The 23,436-nt window shown below is 33.7% G+C and carries 27 protein-coding genes and 1 riboswitch; of the genes, 10 read left to right on the top strand and 17 right to left on the bottom strand.

The window, feature by feature from the left end; translation table 11 throughout:
- The 4 genes from BUC09_RS01890 to BUC09_RS01905 all read left to right on the top strand — a co-directional run bounded on the left by BUC09_RS01890 (position 1) and on the right by BUC09_RS01905 (position 4,833).
- Complete coding sequence (locus BUC09_RS01890; protein WP_073308140.1) at positions 1–987, top strand: PorP/SprF family type IX secretion system membrane protein; 987 nt, start codon at positions 1–3, stop codon at positions 985–987.
- 21 nt (positions 988–1,008) lie between these two features.
- Entirely contained in the window at positions 1,009–2,196 is a 1,188-nt protein-coding gene (locus BUC09_RS01895) for a phosphoglycerate kinase (RefSeq protein ID WP_073308141.1), read from the top strand.
- Between the two features lie 105 nt (positions 2,197–2,301).
- Entirely contained in the window at positions 2,302–4,323 is a 2,022-nt protein-coding gene (locus BUC09_RS01900) for a LysM peptidoglycan-binding domain-containing protein (RefSeq protein ID WP_073309014.1), read from the top strand.
- Positions 4,324–4,386: 63 nt separating this feature from the next.
- The gene (locus BUC09_RS01905; protein WP_073308143.1) at positions 4,387–4,833 is read left to right on the top strand and encodes a GNAT family N-acetyltransferase; all 447 of its coding nucleotides are present in this window, start codon (positions 4,387–4,389) and stop codon (positions 4,831–4,833) included.
- 195 nt (positions 4,834–5,028) lie between these two features.
- Here the strand turns inward: BUC09_RS01905 and BUC09_RS01910 are convergent, their stop codons facing one another.
- The 7 genes from BUC09_RS01910 to BUC09_RS01940 form a co-directional block, all read right to left on the bottom strand.
- On the bottom strand, positions 5,029–5,322 hold the full coding sequence (locus BUC09_RS01910) for a GIY-YIG nuclease family protein (RefSeq protein ID WP_073308145.1): 294 nt from the start codon (positions 5,320–5,322) through the stop codon (positions 5,029–5,031).
- Positions 5,323–5,503: 181 nt separating this feature from the next.
- Complete coding sequence (locus BUC09_RS01915) at positions 5,504–7,129, bottom strand: S41 family peptidase (protein WP_073308147.1); 1,626 nt, start codon at positions 7,127–7,129, stop codon at positions 5,504–5,506.
- A gap of 3 nt (positions 7,130–7,132) precedes the next feature.
- Positions 7,133–7,954: a DUF4349 domain-containing protein gene (locus tag BUC09_RS01920; RefSeq protein ID WP_073308148.1), complete on the bottom strand. Its 822-nt coding sequence runs from the start codon at positions 7,952–7,954 to the stop codon at positions 7,133–7,135.
- An 81-nt stretch (positions 7,955–8,035) separates the two neighbouring features.
- Positions 8,036–8,761 carry a DMP19 family protein gene (locus tag BUC09_RS01925; RefSeq protein ID WP_073308150.1) on the bottom strand — a complete coding sequence of 242 codons (726 nt, stop codon included), beginning with the start codon at positions 8,759–8,761 and terminating at the stop codon, positions 8,036–8,038.
- 4 nt (positions 8,762–8,765) lie between these two features.
- On the bottom strand, positions 8,766–9,518 hold the full coding sequence (gene mtgA, locus BUC09_RS01930) for a monofunctional biosynthetic peptidoglycan transglycosylase (RefSeq protein WP_073308152.1): 753 nt from the start codon (positions 9,516–9,518) through the stop codon (positions 8,766–8,768).
- Entirely contained in the window at positions 9,518–10,630 is a 1,113-nt protein-coding gene (locus BUC09_RS01935; RefSeq protein WP_073308154.1) for an NAD(P)/FAD-dependent oxidoreductase, read from the bottom strand. The genes mtgA and BUC09_RS01935 overlap by 1 nt, the downstream gene beginning before the upstream one ends.
- On the bottom strand, positions 10,621–11,772 hold the full coding sequence (locus BUC09_RS01940; RefSeq protein ID WP_073308156.1) for a sensor histidine kinase: 1,152 nt from the start codon (positions 11,770–11,772) through the stop codon (positions 10,621–10,623). Before BUC09_RS01940 ends, BUC09_RS01935 begins: the two co-directional genes overlap by 10 nt.
- Positions 11,773–11,878: 106 nt before the next feature.
- On the opposite strand from BUC09_RS01940, the gene BUC09_RS01945 reads away from it, so the two are divergent.
- The 3 genes from BUC09_RS01945 to aat all read left to right on the top strand — a co-directional run bounded on the left by BUC09_RS01945 (position 11,879) and on the right by aat (position 13,900).
- Complete coding sequence (locus tag BUC09_RS01945; protein ID WP_073308158.1) at positions 11,879–12,754, top strand: flavin reductase family protein; 876 nt, start codon at positions 11,879–11,881, stop codon at positions 12,752–12,754.
- 12 nt (positions 12,755–12,766) lie between these two features.
- Positions 12,767–13,144 carry a DUF3127 domain-containing protein gene (locus BUC09_RS01950; protein WP_073308159.1) on the top strand — a complete coding sequence of 126 codons (378 nt, stop codon included), beginning with the start codon at positions 12,767–12,769 and terminating at the stop codon, positions 13,142–13,144.
- 105 nt (positions 13,145–13,249) lie between these two features.
- Positions 13,250–13,900 (top strand): leucyl/phenylalanyl-tRNA--protein transferase, encoded by a 651-nt coding sequence (gene aat, locus BUC09_RS01955; RefSeq protein ID WP_073308161.1) that lies wholly within the window; start codon positions 13,250–13,252, stop codon positions 13,898–13,900.
- On the opposite strand, the gene BUC09_RS01960 is transcribed toward aat, so the two are convergent.
- On the bottom strand, positions 13,889–14,110 hold the full coding sequence (locus BUC09_RS01960; RefSeq protein WP_073308163.1) for a VF530 family protein: 222 nt from the start codon (positions 14,108–14,110) through the stop codon (positions 13,889–13,891). The genes aat and BUC09_RS01960 overlap by 12 nt on opposite strands.
- 126 nt (positions 14,111–14,236) lie before the next feature.
- On the opposite strand from BUC09_RS01960, the gene BUC09_RS14725 reads away from it, so the two are divergent.
- Together BUC09_RS14725 and BUC09_RS01965 are read left to right on the top strand one after the other, a co-directional pair.
- On the top strand, positions 14,237–14,407 hold the full coding sequence (locus BUC09_RS14725; RefSeq protein ID WP_159432926.1) for a hypothetical protein: 171 nt from the start codon (positions 14,237–14,239) through the stop codon (positions 14,405–14,407).
- A 3-nt stretch (positions 14,408–14,410) separates the two neighbouring features.
- Positions 14,411–15,196 (top strand): hypothetical protein, encoded by a 786-nt coding sequence (locus BUC09_RS01965; RefSeq protein WP_073308165.1) that lies wholly within the window; start codon positions 14,411–14,413, stop codon positions 15,194–15,196.
- Here the strand turns inward: BUC09_RS01965 and BUC09_RS01970 are convergent.
- The 9 genes from BUC09_RS01970 to BUC09_RS02010 all read right to left on the bottom strand — a co-directional run bounded on the left by BUC09_RS01970 (position 15,193) and on the right by BUC09_RS02010 (position 22,743).
- Complete coding sequence (locus tag BUC09_RS01970; protein WP_073308167.1) at positions 15,193–15,903, bottom strand: HesA/MoeB/ThiF family protein; 711 nt, start codon at positions 15,901–15,903, stop codon at positions 15,193–15,195. The two genes, BUC09_RS01965 and BUC09_RS01970, sit on opposite strands and share 4 nt — an antisense overlap.
- Positions 15,904–15,926: 23 nt before the next feature.
- Positions 15,927–17,051, bottom strand: coding sequence for a 2-iminoacetate synthase ThiH (thiH, locus tag BUC09_RS01975; protein ID WP_073308169.1), 1,125 nt, complete (start codon positions 17,049–17,051; stop codon positions 15,927–15,929).
- Between the two features lie 2 nt (positions 17,052–17,053).
- The gene (locus tag BUC09_RS01980; protein ID WP_073308171.1) at positions 17,054–17,824 is read right to left on the bottom strand and encodes a thiazole synthase; all 771 of its coding nucleotides are present in this window, start codon (positions 17,822–17,824) and stop codon (positions 17,054–17,056) included.
- Positions 17,811–18,440 carry a thiamine phosphate synthase gene (locus BUC09_RS01985; protein WP_073308173.1) on the bottom strand — a complete coding sequence of 210 codons (630 nt, stop codon included), beginning with the start codon at positions 18,438–18,440 and terminating at the stop codon, positions 17,811–17,813. The genes BUC09_RS01980 and BUC09_RS01985 overlap by 14 nt, the downstream gene beginning before the upstream one ends.
- Complete coding sequence (locus tag BUC09_RS01990) at positions 18,433–19,188, bottom strand: hydroxymethylpyrimidine/phosphomethylpyrimidine kinase (protein WP_073308175.1); 756 nt, start codon at positions 19,186–19,188, stop codon at positions 18,433–18,435. The genes BUC09_RS01985 and BUC09_RS01990 overlap by 8 nt, the downstream gene beginning before the upstream one ends.
- Complete coding sequence (locus BUC09_RS01995) at positions 19,161–19,727, bottom strand: thiamine phosphate synthase (RefSeq protein ID WP_073308177.1); 567 nt, start codon at positions 19,725–19,727, stop codon at positions 19,161–19,163. The genes BUC09_RS01990 and BUC09_RS01995 overlap by 28 nt, the downstream gene beginning before the upstream one ends.
- Positions 19,728–19,820: 93 nt before the next feature.
- Positions 19,821–21,644: a phosphomethylpyrimidine synthase ThiC gene (gene thiC / locus BUC09_RS02000; protein WP_073308179.1), complete on the bottom strand. Its 1,824-nt coding sequence runs from the start codon at positions 21,642–21,644 to the stop codon at positions 19,821–19,823.
- Positions 21,645–21,713: 69 nt separating this feature from the next.
- Positions 21,714–21,920, bottom strand: coding sequence for a sulfur carrier protein ThiS (gene thiS, locus BUC09_RS02005; RefSeq protein WP_073308181.1), 207 nt, complete (start codon positions 21,918–21,920; stop codon positions 21,714–21,716).
- A 66-nt stretch (positions 21,921–21,986) separates the two neighbouring features.
- Positions 21,987–22,083: riboswitch (TPP riboswitch) on the bottom strand.
- 99 nt (positions 22,084–22,182) lie between these two features.
- Positions 22,183–22,743, bottom strand: a complete 561-nt coding sequence (locus tag BUC09_RS02010) for a DNA-3-methyladenine glycosylase I (RefSeq protein ID WP_073308183.1) — start codon at positions 22,741–22,743, stop codon at positions 22,183–22,185.
- A gap of 68 nt (positions 22,744–22,811) precedes the next feature.
- Here BUC09_RS02010 and BUC09_RS02015 point away from each other — a divergent pair, with 68 nt between their 5' ends.
- Positions 22,812–23,435, top strand: a complete 624-nt coding sequence (locus BUC09_RS02015) for a thioredoxin family protein (protein WP_073308185.1) — start codon at positions 22,812–22,814, stop codon at positions 23,433–23,435.
- Position 23,436: the final 1 nt, after the last annotated feature.

A 23,436-nucleotide genomic window follows, 5' to 3' on the forward strand; every position in this document is an offset into this window, starting at 1 on the left:
ATGATAATAGCTCCAAATATTATTTTAAAAAAAGGAAAACTGTTAGCAGCATTAACGCTGCTAACGGCTTCCAATTTATTTGCACAGGAATTAAATAACCCTGTAGCAACTCATTATCTTGCAGACAATCCTTTTGTGTTATCTCCTACTTATGCTGGTATTGGTGACAACATTCGTATTCGTGTAAATGGTTTTTCGCAATGGGTTGGAATCAAAGATGCTCCTCAAAATCAAGCACTTTATGCTGATTTTAGAGTCTTTGAACAATCTGGTTTGGGTATTACCGCTTATAATGATAAAAACGGATTCACCAGACAAACTGGAGCCAAGCTAACTTTTGCGCATCATATTATTTTAGACTATCCTTCAAGACAATATTTGTCTTTTGGTCTTTCTTATAATTTTAATAATTTTAGAGTTGATGTTGATAAGATAAAATACCAACAACTTTTTAATGATAGATATACTTCTAATGATAATTTTGATGTTGGTTTATTATATCGAAATAAGTCTTTTTGGGTTAACTTTAATGCTAGTAATTTATTAAATAAGGATATTAAGAATTTTTTTAAGGAAGAACCTAATTTATTACGTTACTATCAAGTTTATACTGGTTATACTTATAAAAGTTATAGAGATAGTAAGGTTGAAATTGAACCTTCTGCATATTATCAACATTATGAGAGTGATGGCCGTTCGTTTTTAGATATAAATGCAAAACTTAGGTATTTAGATAATCAACGTACAGGTTATGTTTGGCTTGGAGCAACGTATCGTATGCTATTAGACCAACCTTTTAAACCGCTAACTATCGGTCCAATGGTTGGTATTAAAAAAGGTGGTTTCTATGCTGGTTATTCGTATCAAATTACTACTAATGAATTGTCAAGTTACAATTCAGGAACACACATGATAACTTTAGGATGGGACTTCTTCCAAGGATTAAGTAACTGTCCATGTACTCAATCTTCTCTTGCAGTAGATTAATATTAATAAATTAAAACTTAAATGAAAACCATTAACAATTTCAATTTTCACAATAAAAAAGCAATTATTAGAGTAGATTTTAACGTACCATTAGATGAAAATTTTAATGTAACTGATGCAACTCGTATAGAAGCTGCTAAACCTACAATAGATAAGATAATTAGTGAAGGAGGAAGTGTTATTTTAATGTCTCATTTAGGAAGACCAAAAGGCATTCAAGATGAGTTTTCGTTAAGACATATAGTATCCGCAACTGCTCAAGTATTAGGAGTACCAGTTACATTTGCCTCAGATTGTATAGGTAATATTGCTGAAAATGCTGTTGCTAATTTAAAACCAGGCGAAGTTCTTCTTCTTGAAAATTTAAGATTTTACAAGGAAGAAGAAGCTGGAGATTTTGAGTTTTCTAAACAATTAGCTTCTCTTGGAGATATCTATGTTAATGATGCTTTTGGAACTGCACATAGAGCTCATGCTTCAACAACTATAATTGCTCAGTTTTTCCCTGAAAACAAATGCTTTGGTTTGTTATTAGCAAAAGAAATAGAAAGTCTTAATAAGGTTCTTAATAATAGTGTTAAACCAGTTACAGCTGTTTTAGGAGGTAGTAAGGTTTCTTCAAAAATTACCGTTATTGAAAATGTTTTAGATAAAATCGACAACATGATTATTGGAGGAGGAATGACTTTCACTTTCATTAAAGCACTTGGAGGAAATATAGGTAATTCATTATGTGAAGATGACAAACTTGAGCTTGCATTAGAAATTTTAGAAAAAGCTAAATCAAAAGGTGTTAAAATACTTTTACCAGATGATGTTATAGCGGCTAATAAATTTGCAAATGATGCCGAAACTCAAATTGTTGCGGTTAATTCCATACCTGATGGTTGGCAAGGTCTTGATGTAGGTCCTAAATCATTAGAATTAATTAAAAGTGTTATTCTTGAATCTAAAACTATTCTTTGGAACGGCCCCTTAGGTGTTTTCGAGATGGATACCTTTGCAAATGGTACTATTGAATTAGGTAATTTTATTGCTGAAGCAACTGAAAATGGTGCTTTTTCTTTAGTGGGTGGAGGTGATAGTGTTGCTGCTGTTAAACAATTCGGTTTTGAACCTAAAGTTAGTTATGTTTCTACTGGTGGCGGGGCAATGCTCGAAATGCTAGAAGGAAAAACATTACCTGGAATTGCTGCTATACTTAGTTAAAAATCTGTATTTTAACTTTTTTTTAACACTTTTTTAATAATTTGCTTCTATGTTTGCATTTCTGATCCCAAATCAGTGAACACCAACAACTTACAAACACAGCTTATGATAAAAAAGATTTACTACCTAGCATTGCTATTTATTTTACCGGTTTTATCAATTACTGCGCAGGATAATTTTGAATCTGAAGTTCCAGTTAAACCAGTATTAAAACTTTCTTACCTTGATTCACTTAAGACTACTTTTATAGTCGATGAGATGACTTCTTGTGTAGATAGTATGTGGTTAAATGAAGTAACAAATTTGCAAACATATGATGAAATGTATGCAGATATCAAAAACATTGATCCAGATATCCCTGTAGATTTTGAACTTCCCACTGACCTTTTTAAAGAAAGACTTCGATTATTAGATGAAAAATCGCCATTTAATATCGAATACAATCCTCAAATTGAGAATTTAGTAAAGAACTTTTTAAAGAACCGTAAACATTCTTTTGAGCGTTTAATGGGAATGTCGCAATATTATTTTCCAATGTTTGAAGAAGCATTAGCAAAGTATAATGTTCCATTAGAAATTAAATATTTAGCTATCGTAGAATCTGCTTTGAACTCAAAAGCTGTTTCACGAGTAGGTGCTACAGGTTTATGGCAATTTATGTATCAAACAGGTAAGCAATATGGATTAAAAATTGATTCTTATCTAGATGAAAGAAGTGATGCTTTAAAAGCAAGTGATGCTGCAGCACGCTACATGAGCGGAATGTATAGAATCTTTGGAGATTGGGAACTAGTATTAGCTTCTTATAATTCTGGTGCAGGTAATGTATCTAAAGCAATCCGTCGTTCTGGAGGTCATCAAAATTTTTGGAATATTAAAAAATTCTTACCACGCGAAACACAAGGTTATGTACCTGCTTTCTTAGCTACTATGTATATTTTTGAGTATCACAAAGAACACGGTATAGTGCCTAACAAAGCTATAGTAAATCATTTAGCTACTGATACTATTGCTATCAAAAAGAAAATGTCTTTCAAACAGTTATCTGATTTATTAGATATTCCTACTTCTCAAATCGAATTTTTAAATCCATCATATAAAATGAAAGTGGTTCCTTATGTGACGAATCATACAAATTTTATACGATTACCTAAAGATAAAGTAGCTGTTTTTACTTCTAATGAAGATAAAATGTATGCTTACGTTGATTATGAAGAAGGCAAAAGAGAAAAACAATTTGTTCCAAAACCAAGAGTTAAAATCATAAAAGATTCTACAGGTGTTGAACAAAATGTTGAAGAAGCTATTGCAGATAATGCATCTTCAAAACCAATAACAAAAATTAAATATCATACAGTAAGACGTGGAGATGTTTTAGGAGACATCGCTGAAAAATACGATGTGTCTATTACAGAGCTAAAAAAATGGAATAAATTGAAAAGTAATAATATTCAATTAGGTAAAAAGTTGAAAATTGTTTCTCAAGTTAATTCAGATTTAGCGGTTAATACTAAGCCAAGTAAAGTACAAATAGCAAAAGAAGATAAAGTTATTGTACAAAATGATAAAACATCAAAACAAGAAACTAAAACTGATGCTGATACAAAAGTAGAAGAGCATGTTGTAAAACAAGGTGAAACATTAACGACTATCGCAAAAACATACCGTTTGTATGTTGCCGATTTAAAAAAATGGAATAATCTAAAAGATTCTAATATCAAATTAGGAGATAAGTTAAAATTAAAAGCTTCGGAAGAAATTGTTGCTTCTAATGAAACTGAAAAAGAATCTACATTATACGTTGTTAAAAAAGGAGATAACTTAATTGGTATTGCCAATAACAACAATGTTTCAGTAGATGATTTAAAAGAGTGGAATAATCTAACGTCATCAAATGTGAAAGTTGGAGACAAACTGAAGATAGAAAAAGCTTCTACTCCTGTAATTGCTGAAAATGTAAAAAAGAAAAGTCGATATGAAGACTTAAAAACATATGTTGTTCAAAAAGGTGATTCATTGTTTATGATTTCTCAAAAACATCAAACAACAGTAGCAGAGATCAAAAAGTTAAATGATCTACAAGACGAAAATATTAAGCCTGGAATGAAGCTTAAAATAAAAGAATAAAACAAGGGAAGCTTTAAGCTTCCCTTTCTTTTTATAACTTCGTATTCTAAAATTATTTGTTTGATGAATATAGAATTTAAAATTAAGCCATTTGAGGCACTTTCTACACAGGAGCTATACGAAGTGTTAAAACTCCGAATTGAAGTCTTTGTGGTGGAGCAAAACTGCATTTATCAGGATATTGATGGAAAAGATTCGAAAGCAATACATGTTCTAGGATATTATAACGGAGATTTAGCTGCTTATTGCCGAATTTTTGATGCTGGTTACTACTTTGATGAAGCTTCAATAGGAAGAGTAATAGTTTCCCCGAAATACCGTGATAAAAAATTTGGCCACGACCTAATGAAAGTTGGTATTCAGGCAGTTGAAGATAATTTCAACAAAAAGCAAATTACCATTTCGGCACAAATGTATTTGCAGAAATTCTACGAAAGTCACGGATTTGTAAAAACATCAGAAATGTATCTTGAAGATGATATTCCGCACATTCAAATGAAAATTCAGTAAAAATTAGAAATAACCTAAGTTATTTAGTGTCGTCCGTCAGTTCGAGTAGCGAAGCGCATCAAGAACTATTTTATGAAGGACTCCAATATTTTTAGTTATTGTTGAGATTAGCTCTCGATATGCCTTTTCAAGGCTACTCAAGCTGACGGAACTCACAATCTCAGCGTCAGTTCGAGTAGTGAAGCGTATCGAGAACTATTTTTTAAATTTTTTCTTCGACAAATTAGGTAAATCATCATATCTTCCTTCGATTAACGCTAATTTTTTAGCCTTTGACCACTTTTTAAGTTTCTTTTCAAATTCAATGGCCACTTCAATATTTGTGAAAGAGCAATAGAAAACTAGCTCAACTGGTCGTCTATAGAATGTATATGAACCAAAATGTTTTCCAATTTGATGTTCCTCTAATCTCTTGAATACATTTTCAGTAACACCTGTATAATAGGTGTCATCTGAGCATTGTAAAATATAAACATAGGATGTTTGCATATTTTATTTATAGCTCTCGATATGCCTTTTCAAGGCTACTCGAGCTGACGTAGTTTACAATCTCAGCGTCAGTTCGAGTAGCGAAGCGTATCGAGAACTAAATCATTAAATGTTTAGATTATCAGAAAAGAGCTAAAATATTTTGCTTTTCAATTTAATTTTTAGACTCTACTCAACACAATTACTGCAACAAAATTTTATTGTATTCTGGCTGATTGTTTAATAACTGCGTTGCTTTTTTAATTTCCGAATCATTTTTAAGATAATAATCATACAAACCTTCGCGGTATTGGTAGCGCGTAATAATTTCTGCTTTAAGCAATTTCATTATTTCAGGTTTGTATTTGTCTAATTGCGATTCTTCGGCTTTTTGAATTGCTGAACTCAAAGCATCATATTGAACTTTTATTGAAGCGTCAATATTTTCTTTTTTAGCTTCCTTCATAAAGTCTTTCAATAATAAATCTGATTTGGTATCAAATGAGAAATTTATGGTTTTTAAAAACGCTTTAAATTGAAGATAATCAGCATCTGTAATTTCTTTTAATGCAGCGTTTTTTTGAACATATTGTGTTGCGTAATCAAAAATGGCATCATTGTGTTGTAAAGCATCTACAATAGCATTGGTTTTATTTTCTGAAAGCTCAACATCTGGCATAATTCCTCCACCATCATAAACTGTTCTTCCTTTTTTAGTTTTAAAGGCATTATAGTTTTTAGCATCAGTTCTAACCGCTTTTCCTGAAGCATCTCTTTTAGAATAATCTAATGCTTGGATACATCTGCCCGAAGGAGTGTAGTATCTCGAAATGGTTACTTTAAGCTGCGTTCCATACGTTAAATCTAAAGGTCTTTGAACTAAGCCTTTTCCAAAACTTCTAGTACCTACAATTACCGCTCTGTCTAAATCTTGTAATGCCCCTGCTACAATTTCACTAGCCGAAGCACTTTTACCATCTACCAATATCGCTAGAGGAATTTGTGTGTCTATTGGTTGGCGAGTGGTTTTATAAGTATTGTTGTGTTTTTGAATTTTTGATTTTGTAGTTACAATGGTTTCGCCATTTGGAACAAATAAATTACAAATATTAACCGCTTCGCCTAATAAACCCCCTGGATTTCCTCGCAAATCAAGAATGATTCTAGTTGCACCTTGTTCTTTTAGTTTTTCTAAGGCATCTTTAGTTTCTGAAGAGGCTTTGGCACTAAATTGAGAAAGTACGATGTATCCGGTTTTATCATCAGTTTTACCAAAAAAAGGAACCGCTTTGATATCAACTTCTTCTAAAACAATTTGAGCTGAGTTTACTTGACCGTTGCGTTTGTATTTGACATCAATTTTAGTGTTTTTACTGCCCTTTAGCAACTGAGAAGCATCTTCTTTAAAATCGGTAAGGTTCACATCACCAATCTGGATAATTTCATCACCAGCCTTTAGACCCGCTTTATCTGCTGGATAATTTTTGTATGGCTCACGAATAATTAATTTACCATCTTTTCTAGATACTAATGCACCAATTCCTGTATATTCTCCTGTGTTGTTTATTTTAAAACGAGCCACATCCTGTTCGTTAAAATAAACAGTGTAAGGATCAAGTTCGGCCAGCATGGTCTTAATGGCTTTGTCCATCAAGTTTGCAGGATTAGTTTGATCAACATAATTCATGTTAACCGTTTTGAAAAGTGTTGTAAAAATTTCGATTTGCTTAGCAATTTCAAAAAAATCTTCTTTGAAACTTACACCCACAAATAAAAAACCACCAGCTATCGCAGGAAGTATGTACCTTTTTTTGATTGTAGCCAACATAAATTATCCTTTTTTCTTGAAGAATCTTCGCTTAAGGAAGATAAACACTCCTACGAAAATAAGAATAAAGGACCAAATACTGATGATACTTAACATAAAATTGGACAAACCGTTGAAACCTTCTTTGATTGAGTTCCAAATTTTACCACCATAAGAAACCGTAGCGCCACTTTCTGAAGCATTGTAAGTGTACATTTGGATGTTTACAGTACTCATTGAAACACGATTTTGCATGTATTTTAGTTGACCTTCTTTGGCTTCAATTTCTTCGCGAATTTCAGCAAGCTTTTTCTCTATTTCTAGCATTTCAGAAACCTTAGATGCTTTTGACAATAATTGTAAATACCGCTCTTCAAGCTTCTTTTTCGATTTCATTCGAGACTCAGTGTCTACATATTCTTCGGTAACATCTTGTTGCGAAATCTCTTTTCTATCAAAATGTTGTACCCCTTTACTGATATCAGAAATGAAAGAATCGAAGTTTTGGCTCGGAATTCGTATGGTTAAGTTGCGATACACTGATTCGTCAGTTTTACCTGATTCGTCATTTTGAATGATGGCTTTGTATTTTGTGATACCCGTTTTAAGGTTTTCGTAAGAAGTATCTAAATCTGAACTTTGAAAGCGTAAATCAGCGGTTTTAATGATTTTGGTTTCAGATTGAGTTGGATTTGCTTCAGCTGCTTCATAGTTATTTGAAGAAACAGATTTTGCTTTAAGTTCAGGCATCATAATTGCATCAGCTTTATAGTCAGCTGTTGCATCAACATCTTTACAGGAAATAAACAAACTGGCTGCAAAAAGCAGGATAAATGGTGTACGCATAAGATATAGAATTTATAGGTTTTGATTTAAAAACTCTATATCAAAAAGTTAGCCAATTTTTGAAGGTGTTTTAAAAGTAGCTTATTCTTTAGTTAAACTACCATCAGGATATTTGTAAAATTTTGTATCTAACTTTTCAAGTTTAAGACTTATCTTTTCATCATATAGTTCTTCAACTTCTCCGTTTTTAAGTTTCTCTGTGATTTCTTTTTCAGAATTTTTTTTTGGATTAATAAGTTTAATTGCTTCTTCAAGGAGTTTAGCCGTTTCTACTTTTTTGTTGTACTTTAATGCTCTTAAAGCTTCAAAACAATTTTGACCAGAATTTATAAAGTATTGATTAAATCCACCATTGTTAATTTCCATTTCAAATTCACGTATGTAGTCTTTCTGTACTATAATTTGTGTAGGGTCATTAACTTTATTTTTTGTGTCGTTTTCAATTAATTCTTCCTCCGGTATTTGTTCAGCACGTTTACCCATAATGCAGCTTGAAAATGTAAAAGCAAGACTCAACGAAAACAGCGCCATTATTTTAATTGGTTTAACTTTTATTTGGTTAAAATTATTTCTTAAATTATTGTATCTAGTATTCTTTTCGCTTTCTACTTGATTAAATTTATAATATCCGCAAATGCTTTCATTGTTTGAATTTTCAACAAAGTATTTTTGAATTTCATTATTCTTCATTTTAGTGAAATCAACCACAGTTTTGTTACAAGAATTACAAAACTTACCTTTTTTATTTGGCGACATAGAATTCCAATTTTCACTGCAAGGATTTTGTATGTTTATTTTGTTTTCCATAAAATCAATAATTCAATTTCCCTACATGACGCATCACACGCAAGGTTTTGCTTTTTCGTCGCTCAACGTAAGAAGATGAGTTAATGGCTTTGTATTTTCTAGGACTTGGTAAAATAGCTGCAATAGAAGCCGCTTCGTATTTGGTTAAATTCTTAGCGCTTTTATGAAACCAATGACGGCTTGCCGCTTCGGCACCATAAACACCATCGCCCATTTCAATACTGTTTAGATATACTTCCATGATGCGTTTTTTGCCCCAAATCAATTCAATAAGTACAGTATAATAGGCTTCTAACGCTTTACGAAAATAACTTCGGCCTTGCCATAAAAACACATTTTTTGCTGTTTGTTGGGAGATGGTACTTCCGCCTTTTAATTTTTTTCCTTTAAGGTTGCTATTCATAGCCTTGTTCATCGCCGAAAAATCGAAACCATTGTGCTTCATAAACATGCCATCTTCACTAGCGACTACCGCTTTTTGTAAATTCATTGAAATATCTTCTAAAGGCACCCAATCGTGGCTACAAACCATTTCTTTTCCATCAGCTTTATGTTCAAAAGCTCTCACAATCATCAAGGGTGTAAAAGGAACTGGAACAAATTTGAATAAAATAACTAAGGCAATTGAGATAACATTAAACCAGATAAAAAGTTTAAACAAGAACTTTTTTACTTTACCCCAAAAGGTTAAGTTTTCCTTCTTTTTAGTTGGTTTAGAATTGTTTTTTGTAGGTGTAGTTTTTTTTTTTGCTGCCATTATAGTAAATCTGCTAATTCTTGTCCTATTAAACTTCCTATTGCGACACCCATGCCCCCCATACGAACGCCACAATATACGTTAGGAGATAGTTGTTTCACAATTGGTTTTTTATGTGAGCCAACACCCATAATGCCGCTCCATCTGTGAGCAATTTGATGAGGAGTGTTGGGTAATATTACGGTTGATAGGATTTCTTCTAGTTTTTTCTGAATCAATTCTGATTGATCAAGACTTGTTGTGGTTTCTCCTTCAAAATCAAGATTTCTGCCTCCGCCCAAAAGAATTCGGTTGTTTATGTTTCTAAAATAATAGTATCCTTTGTCTAAATGAAAAGTTCCTTTGATGTCTAAATCAGGAATGGGTTCTGTAATTACAACTTGAGCACGCGCAGGTTTTACTTCGCCCTGAGTTAACTCTTGAGCAAAACCATTGGTTGCAAATAGTAACTTTTTGGTTTTAAATGTATAATCATTCAGTTCTACCTCAACGCCATTTCCTGCATCAGAAAATTGTTTAACCCTTTGATTGTTTAGAATCATGATGTTTTTTGAATAGACTTCTTTTAAAAGTGCCTGCATCATATTTCCTGTATCTATTTGGGCTTCAAACGGATTGAAAATGGTGTATTCTTTTATGTTTGCAAAACCAAATCTATCTACGTTTTTTTCAAAAACATCGGTTTTAAACAAAGGTCTTAGAATGTCATTGATAAAAGGAAGTTTTTGTAAACATTCACTATATGTGGTTTCATCATTTTCAAGAAACAATTCATACCCTCCGTGAGGTTTCAAATCAATAGCTTGATCCCCTAAATTTTTACGTAGTAATTGTAAACCAGACCAGCGTTTTTTTACTAGCTCTATTACTTCTTCCTCAGAATGTGTTTTTAAATCATCAATAATTTCAGATAAAGATCCAAAACAGGCAAAACCAGCATTTTTTGTGCTGGCACCTTCGGGTAACATTCCTTTCTCTAGCACTAAAATTGTACTTTCTGGAAAACGCTCACGCAACCTTAACGCTGTGTGTAATCCAACGATTCCACTACCAACGATTGTATAATCTACATTGGTAAACCAATTTTTTATTTCCCAATAACTTAAACGCATTTTTTGTAACTAATTTGAAATGTTGTTCCTTTATTTATTTCAGAATTAAGGACTTTAATTTTCCCTTTGTGGTATTCTTCCACTATTCTTCTGGTAAGTGAAAGTCCAAGACCCCATCCTCTCTTTTTGGTTGTAAAACCAGGATCAAAAATAGTATTAAATAAGTTTTTAGGAATCCCTTTTCCAGTATCTGTTACTTTTATTTTGGCATTGCCAAATTCTTCTTCAATGGTAATAAATATCGACCCACGACCTCTCATGGCATCAATTGCATTTTTAACCAAATTTTCTATAGTCCATCCGTGAAGAGTAGGATTCAGTTTTACAAATATTTCTTTTTCGGGTGCACTAAAAGTAAAATCTACTTGGCCTTCAAAACGCGACTCTAAATAGTTGTAGGCGTTTTTAGTTTCGGTGATCAAATCTTTTACCTCTAAGATTGGTTCAGAGCCTATTTTAGAAAAACGGTCAGTGATGTTTTGAAGTCGAGTAATGTCTTTTTCTATTTCTACAACCATGGTTGAATCTATATTATCAGCTTTCATGATTTCAACCCATCCTATGAGAGATGATAATGGAGTCCCAATTTGATGGGCGGTTTCTTTTGCCATTCCAGCCCAAAGCTTATTTTGTACTGAAACTTTTGATGCTTTATAATAATTGTAAACTAATGCGCCAAATAGGAAAATAATAAGCAACAAAGCAATGGGGTAGTACTTAAGCGTGTTTAGTAATGGAGAATTTCCGTAATATAAATATTGAAATTTCCCTTTTACATATTCAATTTCTATACGGTTACCAGCATTTTTAAATGATTTTAATAGACTTTGAGCTTTTTTTGAATTGTGCAGTATTTTTTCGTCAATATTTTTAGTTTGTAAAATACTGTCGTTTTTATCTGCTAAAAGTAAGGGAATCGTGGTGTTGTTTGAAATGATTTGAAAAGGTAAATCAACATCAGAATCTTGTCCTGCATTTTGTAGAGTTTTCTGAGCAGTTGCCCAAAGTTCCATTTTTAAACGCTCTTCATTTTTAAAAATTTGAAAAAAGGTATAAGTATTCCATAATATCAAAACTGTGATTAGAAAAGATATTATGACTATAACCCAACGTGTTGTGGTGTTTTTTTCTGAAAAATTCATAAAAATAAAAAGTGTGGTTAAATATAGTAAAATCTAAAATATCAGTTTAACAATCATGCTTTAAAAACATTTCTATTTATTACTTTTGCTTTAAACGATTTAAAAAATGAAAAGTTTCCAACCGTCTGAATTGCCAACGGCTCAATTGCAAATGTATTTGCAAGGTGCTATTGCTCCAAGACCCATTGCTTTTGCTAGTACTATTAACGAAGAAGGAGTACCAAACTTATCTCCGTTTAGTTTTTTTAACATTTTTAGTGCCAACCCACCTATTTTAGTTTTTTCACCTTCAAGACGTGTTCGTGATAATACTACAAAACACACTTTGGAAAATGTTTTGGCCACTAAAGAAGTAGTTATAAATGTCGTGAATTATGATATAGTACAGCAAACTTCTTTATCAAGTACAGAGTATGGAGATGGTGTAAATGAATTTGAAAAAGCTGGGCTTACTGCTGTAGCTTCAGATTTAGTAAAACCATTTCGAGTAGCAGAATCTCCAGTACAGTTTGAGTGTAAAGTTAATGATGTAATCGCTTTAGGAACAGAAGGAGGTGCTGGAAATTTAGTAATTTGTGAAATTGTAAAAGTTCATATTAAAGAAGAGGTTTTAAGTGAAGCAGGAGGTATTGATCAATATAAAATTGATTTGGTATCTCGATTAGGCGGGAATTGGTATTCACGTTCAAATATGGGATTGTTTGAAGTACCAAAACCTTTAGTCACATTAGGAATTGGTGTCGATTCGATTCCAGATGCTATTAAAAAAGACAACTTTTTTACGGGTAACGATTTAGGGATGTTAGGAAATATAGAAGCATTGCCTACCGAGGAAGAAATTGCTATATTTGTCCAAGAAAATTTTACTGTGAAAGCAGTTTTAAGTGCCGATGATCGTTTGAAAGTCAACCAATTGGCTAAGGAGTATTTAGAAAAACAAGACATACTTTCTGCTTGGAAAGTATTGTTAGCAAAGCAATAAATTAAAGTTATCATGGAAGTTACAGGAAGAATTAAGGTGATTAACCCTACACAAGAGGTTAGCGCATCGTTCAAAAAAAGAGAGTTAGTGGTTACTACAGATGAGCAGTATCCTCAACACATTATGATTGAATTTACTCAGGCAAAGGTGGATGATTTGAACAACTTCCAAGTGGGTGAACAAGTAAAAGTTTCTATTAATCTAAGAGGTCGCGAATGGACTAACCCTCAAGGAGAAACAAAATATTTTAACTCTATACAAGGTTGGAGAATCGAGCGTTTACAGCAAGCAGCACCTGCAGGACAGGATATGCCGGCAATGCCAGCAGCTCAAGCTTTTGAACCAGCTCCAAGTTTTAATGAAGAAGAGCACGACGATCTTCCATTCTAATTTCTGATTATAGATTTTAGAATTTAAATATTTTAAATGTCATACTAAGCTTGTCGAGGTGTGACATTTGTTTTTTTACCCAATTTGATAAGTCAAAACTTTTAAATGTACTTTTTAACCAAAGAATTATATTTTCCGCCAGCCGAAGAAACTTCTCCGGAAGGTGTTTTAGCCGTTGGAGGAGATTTGTCTCCTGAGCGATTGCTTTTGGCATATAAAAACGGAATATTTCCATGGTTTGACGACAATGATCCTATTTTATGGTGGTGTCCGCCTGAAAGAATGGTTCTATTCCCTAATGAATACAAACCATCTAAAAGTATGCGTAATGTTATGAATAAAGGGATTTATAAAGTAACATTTAACCAAGTCTTTAGAGAAGTAATGATTAACTGCCAACAAATTTATCGTCCAGGTCAAAATGGAACATGGATTTCTGAAGAGATGATTGAGGCTTATACTTTTTTACATGAAATTGGGAAAGCTCTGTCTATAGAAGTTTGGCATGAAGATGAATTAGTTGGGGGATTGTATGGTGTAGATATGGGTCATGTTTTTTGTGGTGAAAGTATGTTTTCACATATGAGTAATGCTTCAAAAGTGGCATTTACAGCTTTGGTTGAGTACTTAAAAAGAAACAATTATAGCTTGTTGGATTGCCAAATGTATAATGATCATTTAGCAAGTTTAGGATGTTATGAAATACCTAGAGAAGAGTTTTTATATATTTTAAGAAATCCTTCTTTAAGGATTTAACTTTGGTAAAGTTCTAATATACAATTCTTCAACTTTCTTTCTCGCCCAATCGGTCTTTCTTAAAAATGTCAAGCTTGATTTTATTGATGGATTGCTTTTAAAACAATTAATAGGAATCAGTTCTTCCAGCGTATCAAAACCATAGAAAACTACTAAAGTTTCAATAATAGTTTTTAACGTTTTTCCATGAAGTGGATCATTGTTGTGCATTTGCAATGGTTTTATATAACAAAAATACACAATGTTTGTTTGAGTAAATTCATATTTGTTAAATAGTAAAAATTTATTTACAACGATATAAAATATTGTATATTTGAACAGTAATTCATTTTGATAATGAGCCTAATAAAATTTTTTAGTTCAAAAACCGACAAAGCTTTATCTCATAGAAGTCCAGAAATTGGTAGCGGATTGGTACGTATTGCCCATAAAATTAGCTCGGCAACAGGAGAGTCTCAATTAATAAAAATTGGCGAAAAATATTTCCGCGTTCGAGAATTGGGATAAAAAGTGAATATTGCATTTACTACCATACTGCTTTTTATCATATTGGCACCAGGATTTCTAGCCAGAAGTGCTTATAATTCCTCAAAACTTAGTGTTAATAGTTCGAATATTAATCTTGTGAATGAGCTCACATGGTCAATTATTCCATCACTTACATTACACACTCTTTTCATAGCAATTTTACAAAATCTTACTAATTACTATGTAGATTTTGAACAATTAGGAAATCTTATTTTAGGTGTTACATCTTCAAATAAAGCCGAAGAAAGTTTTCGTCAATTAGGAGAGTACAAATACGCCATTTTTACTTACAACTTTAGCCTTTTTGGTTTGTCTTTTATTTTGGGTTATTTCTTCCGAAAATTTATTCGAAAAATGAAATTAGACACTTCAGTTCGTTATTTTAGATTTTCAAATAAATGGCATTATATATTTACAGGTGAGTGTTTAGATTTCCCTGATGTACCTGATCATTACCGAGAGATAACAGACAAAATCATTAATGTACTTTGTAAAGTGAATGGGAAAACAGTATTATATACTGGTGAGTATTTTAATTACTACGTAAATAATAACGGGGACTTAGAAGCGATTCATTTACGCAATCCCATACGTCGTTATTTCGAAAAAGACAATGCTGAGGACTCTGATTATTATGTAATCCCAAGTCGTTATTTGGTAATTCCAAATACAGATGTTATAAATATAAATTTTAGATATTTTTCTTTAGAAGAAGTTATCGAACCTACCGAAGATGAAAAGCATGATGCTTTGTTCATTGATGCTTAAAATTTCAACTTATTGAATTGCCAATCCAAAGTATTGAAAAGTACCAACTCATTTTCTAATGTTGGTAAATCCATAACCAATTTCAAAGTTTCTTGTCCCATCATAGTTCCAATAATCCCAGGCAATGTACCTAAAACGCCGTTTAAACTGCAATTAGGGACGTCTTCAGGATTTGGAGGTAATGGAAATATGTCTCTTAGATTTTTGGAACCTTTGTGGTTAAAAACTGCCATTTGCCCCTGAAATTTTAAAATACTCCCGTAGACTAAAGGTTTTTCTAGTTTTACGCAAGTGTCGTTAACCAAATACCTCGTCGTGAAGTTATCACAGCCATCGACGATTGCATCAAATGGTAAAAGCAATTTTTCTGCATTTTCAGAAGTCAGCTTTTCTTCAAACGATATGTAATTGCCATGTGGATTTAAACGTTCCAAAGCGGCTTTTGCAACAGTAACTTTAGCAGTTCCAACATTATCTTCTGAATATAGAATTTGGCGGTGTAAGTTGTGTAGTTCAACTTTGTCGAAATCAACTATTCCAATAGTGCCAACACCTGAAGTTGCTAAATATTGTAAAACAGGACAACCCAAGCCACCAGCACCAATAACCAATACTTTGGCATTTTTTAATTTTAATTGTCCCGCTTCACTTACTTCAGGTAACAACATGGGCTTTCCGTAACGTAAAATATCAGATATAGTTAGCATATTTTAAAATCAAAAATTGATGTTTATCGTTGTGAAATCATGTAGCTTCTGTCCCAATCTTTCCAAACGGGTTCATATCCTTTTTGAGAAATAATTTGTGCAATTTCATTGGCTGAACGTTCATCGCTGGTTTCAAATTGTTCTAAAGATTGTGGATCAACAGCATAACCCCCCGGATTGGTTTTAGAACCCGCACTCATTGAAGTAACACCAATAGGTATGATATTGTTTCGAAACTTTTCATTTTCCCGTGTTGAAATCGAAATTTCCAAATCTTCATTCCATAATCGGTAGGCACAGATTAATTGGAGTAAATCACGGTCTTCCATGATGAAATTGGGTTCGATAATGCCTTCAGCTGGTCGTAAACGTGGAAAGGAAACTGAATATTTGCTTTGCCAATAGGTTTTCTGTAAATAATTCAGATGTAAAGCATTAAAGAAACTATCAGTTCGCCAGTCTTCCAATCCTAACAAAACTCCTAAACCAATTTTATGAATTCCGGCTTTTCCAATTCGGTCTGGGGTTTCCAAACGATAGTCAAAGTTGGATTTCTTTCCTTTTGGATGGTATTGTTTATATACTTCTCGGTGATAAGTTTCTTGATATACCAAAACAGTATGAACACCAGCTTCATGTAATTGTTCATATTCTTCCTGTGAAAGGGGTTGAACTTCCACTGAAATATTGGCAAAATCATTTTTTATTTGGGCAACAGCCTTCAGAAAATAATTGATGTTTACGGTATAATTGGCTTCGCCTGTTACTAGTAAAACATGGTCAAATCCCGCTTTTTTAAGTTCAGCTACTTCCAATTCGATTTCTGAATCCGTTAAGGTTTTTCGTTTTATTTTATTATCCAAACTGAATCCGCAATACGTACATATATTTTGACATTCGTTGCTCAAATACATTGGCGCATACATTTGTATTGTTTTTCCGAAACGTTTTTTAGTCAATTGATGACTCATTTGTGCCATTTGCTCCAAATACGATTGTGCTGCTGGAGAAATCAATGCCATGAAATCATTGAGATTTCTTTTGTTTTTGGCCAATGCTGACTCGACTTCTTTTGAAGTTGTTTTGTAAATTAAGGCTTGCACCTCATCCCAGTTGTAATTTTCAAAAACCGATGCAAAAGTGTTCATCGTTAATCATTTAAAAAGGCCGTTAGCGGACTTGATGCGATTGCTTTATTTACGGTTTGTGCCAATTGTGCTTCGTAGGCTTTTCTTCCCGAAATCACAGCTTCCTTAAAAGCTTCGGCCATAAGTTTTGGGTTTCCTGCAACTGCAACGGCAGTATTGACTAAAACGGCATCGGCACCCATTTCCATAGCTCGAGCAGCATGTGAAGGCGCTCCAATTCCTGCATCAACAATCACAGGAACTTTACTTTGCTCAATAATAATCTCTAGGAAATCTTCGGTTTTTAATCCTTTATTACTTCCAATGGGAGAACCTAATGGCATAACGGCTGAGGTTCCTACATCTTCCAAGCGTTTGCACAAAACAGGATCAGCGTGAATGTAAGGCAGAATAATAAAACCAAGCTTCGCTAATTCTTCAGTAGCTTTTAATGTTTCGATTGGGTCGGGTAGGAGGTACTTAGGATCGGGATGTATTTCCAGTTTGAGCCAATTGGTTTCCAAAGCTTCTCTGGCTAATTGTGCAGCAAAAACAGCTTCTTTAGCATTTCGTGCACCAGATGTATTGGGTAATAAATTGATGTGCGGATGATTAATGTGTGAAAGAATGGCATCAGTTTCGGTTTCTAAATCGACACGCTTTAATGCAACAGTTACTAATTCACTTCCTGAGGCCAGAATTGCTTCTTCCATTTGTTTGTTGGAACCAAATTTTCCAGTGCCCAGAAATAATCTTGAAGTAAATGTTTTATCCGCTATTTTAAGAGTTGACATATAATGTTGTGTTTAGTTGTGAGTAGTTGTTTTCTTGAAATTTATTAGTGATTAAACTTGATACTGCAATTCCATGAATACCTGTTTTCATTAGATCTTCGACATCTTCGAGTTGGATTCCTCCAATGGCATAAATTGGAATTTGAATGCCTTCTTCTTTTAGTTTTGATAATATTCTTTGATAACCTTCCAAACCAAGTATCGGACTCAAATTCTGTTTAGTGGTTGTGAATTTGTAAGGACCAAGACCAATGTAATCGCAGTTCTCTTCAAATCGTTGTACAACATCTTCATAGGTGTTTGCAGTACCTCCAATGATTTTGAATTCATCCAAAAGTAATCTTGCTTCTTTGATACTCATGTCGGTTAAGCCCAGATGAACCCCATCAGCATCAACTTCTTGACATAAATACGGATTGTCGTTTATTATAAATGTTGCCGAATAAGTGTCACAAAGTAATTTTGAAGCTTCGGCTAAGTCACGTAACTCTTCCTTGTTGTTGGTTTTAAATCGTAATTGAATCCAATCACAACCTGTGTCTAAAGCATGATGGATGTTTTTAATTTGACTATAAATAGTTTCTCCCTGCGAAATGTATTGTAATTTGCTAAACATGATGGTATCCTAATAATGTGTTGTTTGTGTTTAAAAAGTTTTCAATGTAAAGCTTCGAGTTTCGGCAAGATTTGGGTAAATCGTTGTTTAGTGCAAGATTAGCAGTTATCGCAGAGGATAACACACAACCTGAACCGTGTTTTTGAACTACTGAAATTGCATATGGGTTTATTTTAAAAATCATACCATGATTATACAAATAATCAGTTCCTATGGATTCCAAATTATGACCTCCTTTGAGTAAAACTGCACAGTGTTTCGAAAGTTGTAATGATACTTCTTCAGCTGATTGTTGATTATTTCCGAATTGTACTATTTCATTGTAATTAGGCGTAATCAGATCAATTTTGTTTAAAATTCCAATTAAAACGGATTGATTTTCGATGTTTGCAAATTCAAATTGGGTAGTTGATTTTAAAACAGTGTCCCAAACAATTTTGACCTCAGATGAATATTTTCGTATTTCTTCAATAATCCTTTTTAGATAATCCAAAGAAGGAATTATACCAATTTTAACTGCTTTGATATCATATACTTTAAAAAGTTTTTCAATGGAATTAAGAATAAAATCCAAATCAACCCAACGCATTGCATGGAACGAATCTTCTGTTTGAATAGTATTTCCAGTAACAATTGCTAAACCATACACTTGATGTTGCTCAAAAGTTTTTACATCAGCCAAAACCCCTGCACCTCCCGTTGGATCAAATCCGGCAATACTTAAAACGAATGGACGATTTGCTGACATTTTTTAAAATTTTCTAATGTATTAGTACTGTTCCAAATGGTTCCTAAAAGTGCTACCTCATCAAATCCTTTTTTCAAAGTTTCTGCTATGTTTTCTGCTGAAATACCACCCAAAGCAACTAATTTCGTATTGAAATTGCTTCGCTCTTTTATTGCTTCCAAATGATTTTCTGTTGATGTATAACCCTGTTTTGAAATACTTGGATACACTGGACTTAAAAAAGCATAGGAATAGTTTTCTTCCAAAGCATTGAATTCAGCAATCGAATGTGTTGAGGTTGAAAAAATTGGATTCACTATCTTTTTTACATCTTTTGGACTATGCAACCGGTTTATTCCGAAGTAATCTGCTAAATGATGATGACTGTGTAAAACCAATTGTTTACTGGAATCACTTCCAATGGCTGTCAGAAACGAAACCATTTCCGCCTCTGAATAGTCAGGTTTACGAATATGTAACAACTCTAATCCATTTTCAAAAAGAGAATGGATGATGCTTATTTCATTACGAACAGCCGTTGGATTTGTGATTACGATCATTTTTTAAATTCTAGATAATGGATGATAGACAGATAGATAATGAACTAAATTCTGGTTGTCTATCACCTCTTAGTCTTTCATCTATCAGTCTATTTACACATAAATTTCTTTACCGGTTTCAATGAATTCTTCTGATTTAGCTTTCATGCCTTCTTCTGCGGCAGCCACATCACGAATTTCTTGTGAGATTTTCATTGAACAGAATTTTGGTCCGCACATCGAACAGAAGTGAGCAACTTTAGCTCCGTCTGCGGGTAAGGTTTCATCATGAAATTCCCTTGCTGTATCAGGATCCAAAGCCAAATTGAACTGATCTTCCCATCGGAATTCAAAACGAGCTTTACTCAAAGCATTGTCGCGGTATTGAGCACCCGGATGACCTTTGGCCAAATCGGCAGCATGTGCAGCAATTTTATACGTGATCACTCCATCTTTTACGTCTTTTTTGTTAGGTAAGCCCAAATGTTCTTTTGGTGTTACATAGCACAACATAGCAGTGCCGTACCAGCCTATCATAGCAGCTCCAATAGCTGAGGTAATGTGATCATAACCTGGTGCAATATCAGTTGTCAATGGCCCCAAAGTATAAAATGGTGCTTCAGCACAATGCTCCAATTGTTTGTCCATGTTTTCTTTAATCATGTGCATTGGAACGTGACCTGGGCCTTCAATAAATACCTGTACATCATGCTTCCAAGCAATTTTGGTCAATTCTCCTAAAGTTTCTAATTCAGCAAACTGTGCAGCATCATTAGCATCAGCAATCGAACCAGGACGTAAACCATCTCCTAACGAGAAAGCGACATCATATTGTTTCATGATCTCACAGATTTCTTCGAAATGCGTGTATAAGAAGTTTTCTTTGTGATGGAACAAACACCATTTTGCCATAATCGAGCCACCTCGAGATACAATTCCGGTAACACGATTAGCCGTTAAATGAATGTAGCGTAATAATACTCCGGCGTGAATGGTAAAGTATGAAACACCCTGTTCGGCTTGTTCGATTAACGTATCGCGGAAAATTTCCCAAGTTAAATCTTCAGCAATTCCTTTTACCTTTTCTAATACCTGGTAAATCGGAACCGTTCCAATGGGTACAGGAGAATTTCGGATAATCCACTCACGGGTTTCGTGAATGTTTTTGCCTGTGGATAAATCCATGATGGTGTCTGCACCCCAACGGCAAGCCCATGCGGCTTTTTCTACTTCCTCTTCAATGGATGAGGTTACCGCACTGTTCCCAATATTCGCATTAATCTTAACCAAAAAGTTTCTTCCCACAATCATAGGTTCGCTTTCAGGATGGTTGATGTTATTAGGGATGATGGCGCGACCGGCAGCTACTTCACTGCGTACAAATTCCGGAGTGATTTTACTTTTAGGTGTATTAGCTCCAAAACTGTTTCCTGCATGTTGGCATTGCATTGCTTTTTGTGCTGTTTCCAATTGTTCGATACGTTGGTTTTCACGAATGGCGATGTATTCCATTTCCGGAGTGATAATACCTTGTTTAGCGTAATGTAACTGAGTTACATTGGCTCCTTTTTTAGCACGCATCGGTTTGTGTAAATACTCAAAACGAAGATGATTTAAACTTTCATCGTTTAAACGCATTTTGCCATAATCAGAAGAGATCTCCGTTAATTCTTCTACATCGTTTCGGTCTAAAATCCATTGTTCGCGGATACGAGGCAATCCTTTTCTAACATCAATTTCCGCATTGGGATCAGTATACGGTCCTGAAGTATCGTAAACGGTAACAGGAGGGTTTTTTTCCACACCCCCATTTGACAATTTGGTGTCGTGTAATGTGATTTCGCGCATTGCGACTTTGATAGGATGGATTTCACCATCGATATAGATTTTCTTGGAATTGGGAAAAGGCTTTCTTGAGATTTTTTCTTCGGAATTCATGATAATTATGAGTTATGAATTATAAGTTTTTTAGTTGAAATTTTGATTACTGAGTATTGAGACTGTATACTAACCACCTTGGGTGGCAGTAATAATTAGAATGTCATCAGTTTCAGATAGGGTAGTAGTTGCCCAGTCGGTTTTAGGAATAACCGAATTATTGATGGCAAAAGCAATTCCGTTTTGTTTGTTAGGAAATTCTAAGTCAAGTAAATCTTGTACGCTAAGCGTTGTTGCTTCGAATTGTTTGACTTGGTTGTTGATTTTTAATTCCATTCCTTTTAGGTTTAGTATATAACAATACTTTAGGAATGGCTACAATGCGTGCGTAAATGCACATTATGAAGTCATCTTACTTTTCCCTACGCTAGTATGAACTAGATCAGGTTCAGAGGGTAAAATCTCAGCCTGCGCGTTGCAGACACCCCTAAAGCGAGACAAATGTAGAAAAAATTATGAGTTATGAATTATGAGTTTTGTTATTTTTCTCATAAATCTATTTTTCTAATAAGTGATTGAGACTGAAAACTGAAACTGTTTATTGATTTCTCTTCCAGCAATCTTCAACATGGTCATTTACCATACCTGTAGCTTGCATGTGTGCATACACTACAGTTGAACCTACAAATTTGAAGCCACGTTTTTTTAAATCTTTACTTAGCTTGTCAGATATTTCAGATGTCGCAGCAACATCTTTTAAGTTTTTTGGTTGATTATCAATGGGTTTTCCACCTACAAAGCCCCAAATATATTTTGAAAAAGTTCCAAATTCTTCTTGAACTTTTATAAAAGCTTGTGCATTTGTAACCGTTGCTTTAATTTTTAATCCATTACGAATGATTCCAGCGTCTTCTTTCAAAGTTTCCATTTTTGCTTGGTCATATGCTGCTACTTTTCTATAATCGAAATTGTCAAAAGCTTTTCTGAAATTTTCACGTTTGGCCAAGATGGTATACCAACTTAATCCTGCCTGAAAAGTTTCTAAAACTAAAAACTCAAAAATAGTTTCGTCATCATATACTGGATTTCCCCATTCTTCATCGTGATAATTACGGTATAAATCATCTTTTTCGCACCAGCCGCAACGTTTTTTTTCCATATTTTGTGTGTTTAGTTACTTATTGAGTTTTTAATTAATCGTAAATTTACAGAAATTTTTATCAGGTAATGAAGACGAAGATAATTGAAGGTTTTTATAATGGCGTTAGCTATTTAGATTACAGAAAACAGGTTTCTGATTTGTTGGCCAAAGGTAAGTCAACAGGAAATGAACAGACAGAAGATCTTTTGCATTATAGCAAATTGAATGAGACTAGAATGAACAGACTGGATAAAACTATTCAGGTTGATGATGCCACAATAAAAAAATTGAATTCGCTTCAAGAGGAATATATATGGTTAGTATTGTCTGAAGGTTGGTGTGGAGATGCAGCTCAAATTACACCAATACTCAATAAAATGGTAGCTACTACTTCTAAAATCGAACTTAAACTAGTTTTTAGAGATGAAAATGAAGCTTTAATGAATTTGTTTTTAACAAACGGAAGTAAATCTATCCCCAAAGTTATTATTATCGAAAAGGAGTCTATGATGGTAAAAGGTTCTTGGGGACCAAGACCGGAAGGTGCTACAAATTTGATAAAAAGTTATAAAGCACAATATGGTGTCGTTGATGAAACAGCTAAAACAGAATTGCAAATGTGGTACTTACACGACAAGGGATTAAGTACAATGAATGAATTGTCTAATTTGATGGTCCATTTAGAGGAATTAGGACATCAAAAAATGTAGA

Origin of the sequence: Flavobacterium terrae (assembly GCF_900142035.1) — a bacterium.
GTDB lineage: Bacteria > Bacteroidota > Bacteroidia > Flavobacteriales > Flavobacteriaceae > Flavobacterium > Flavobacterium terrae.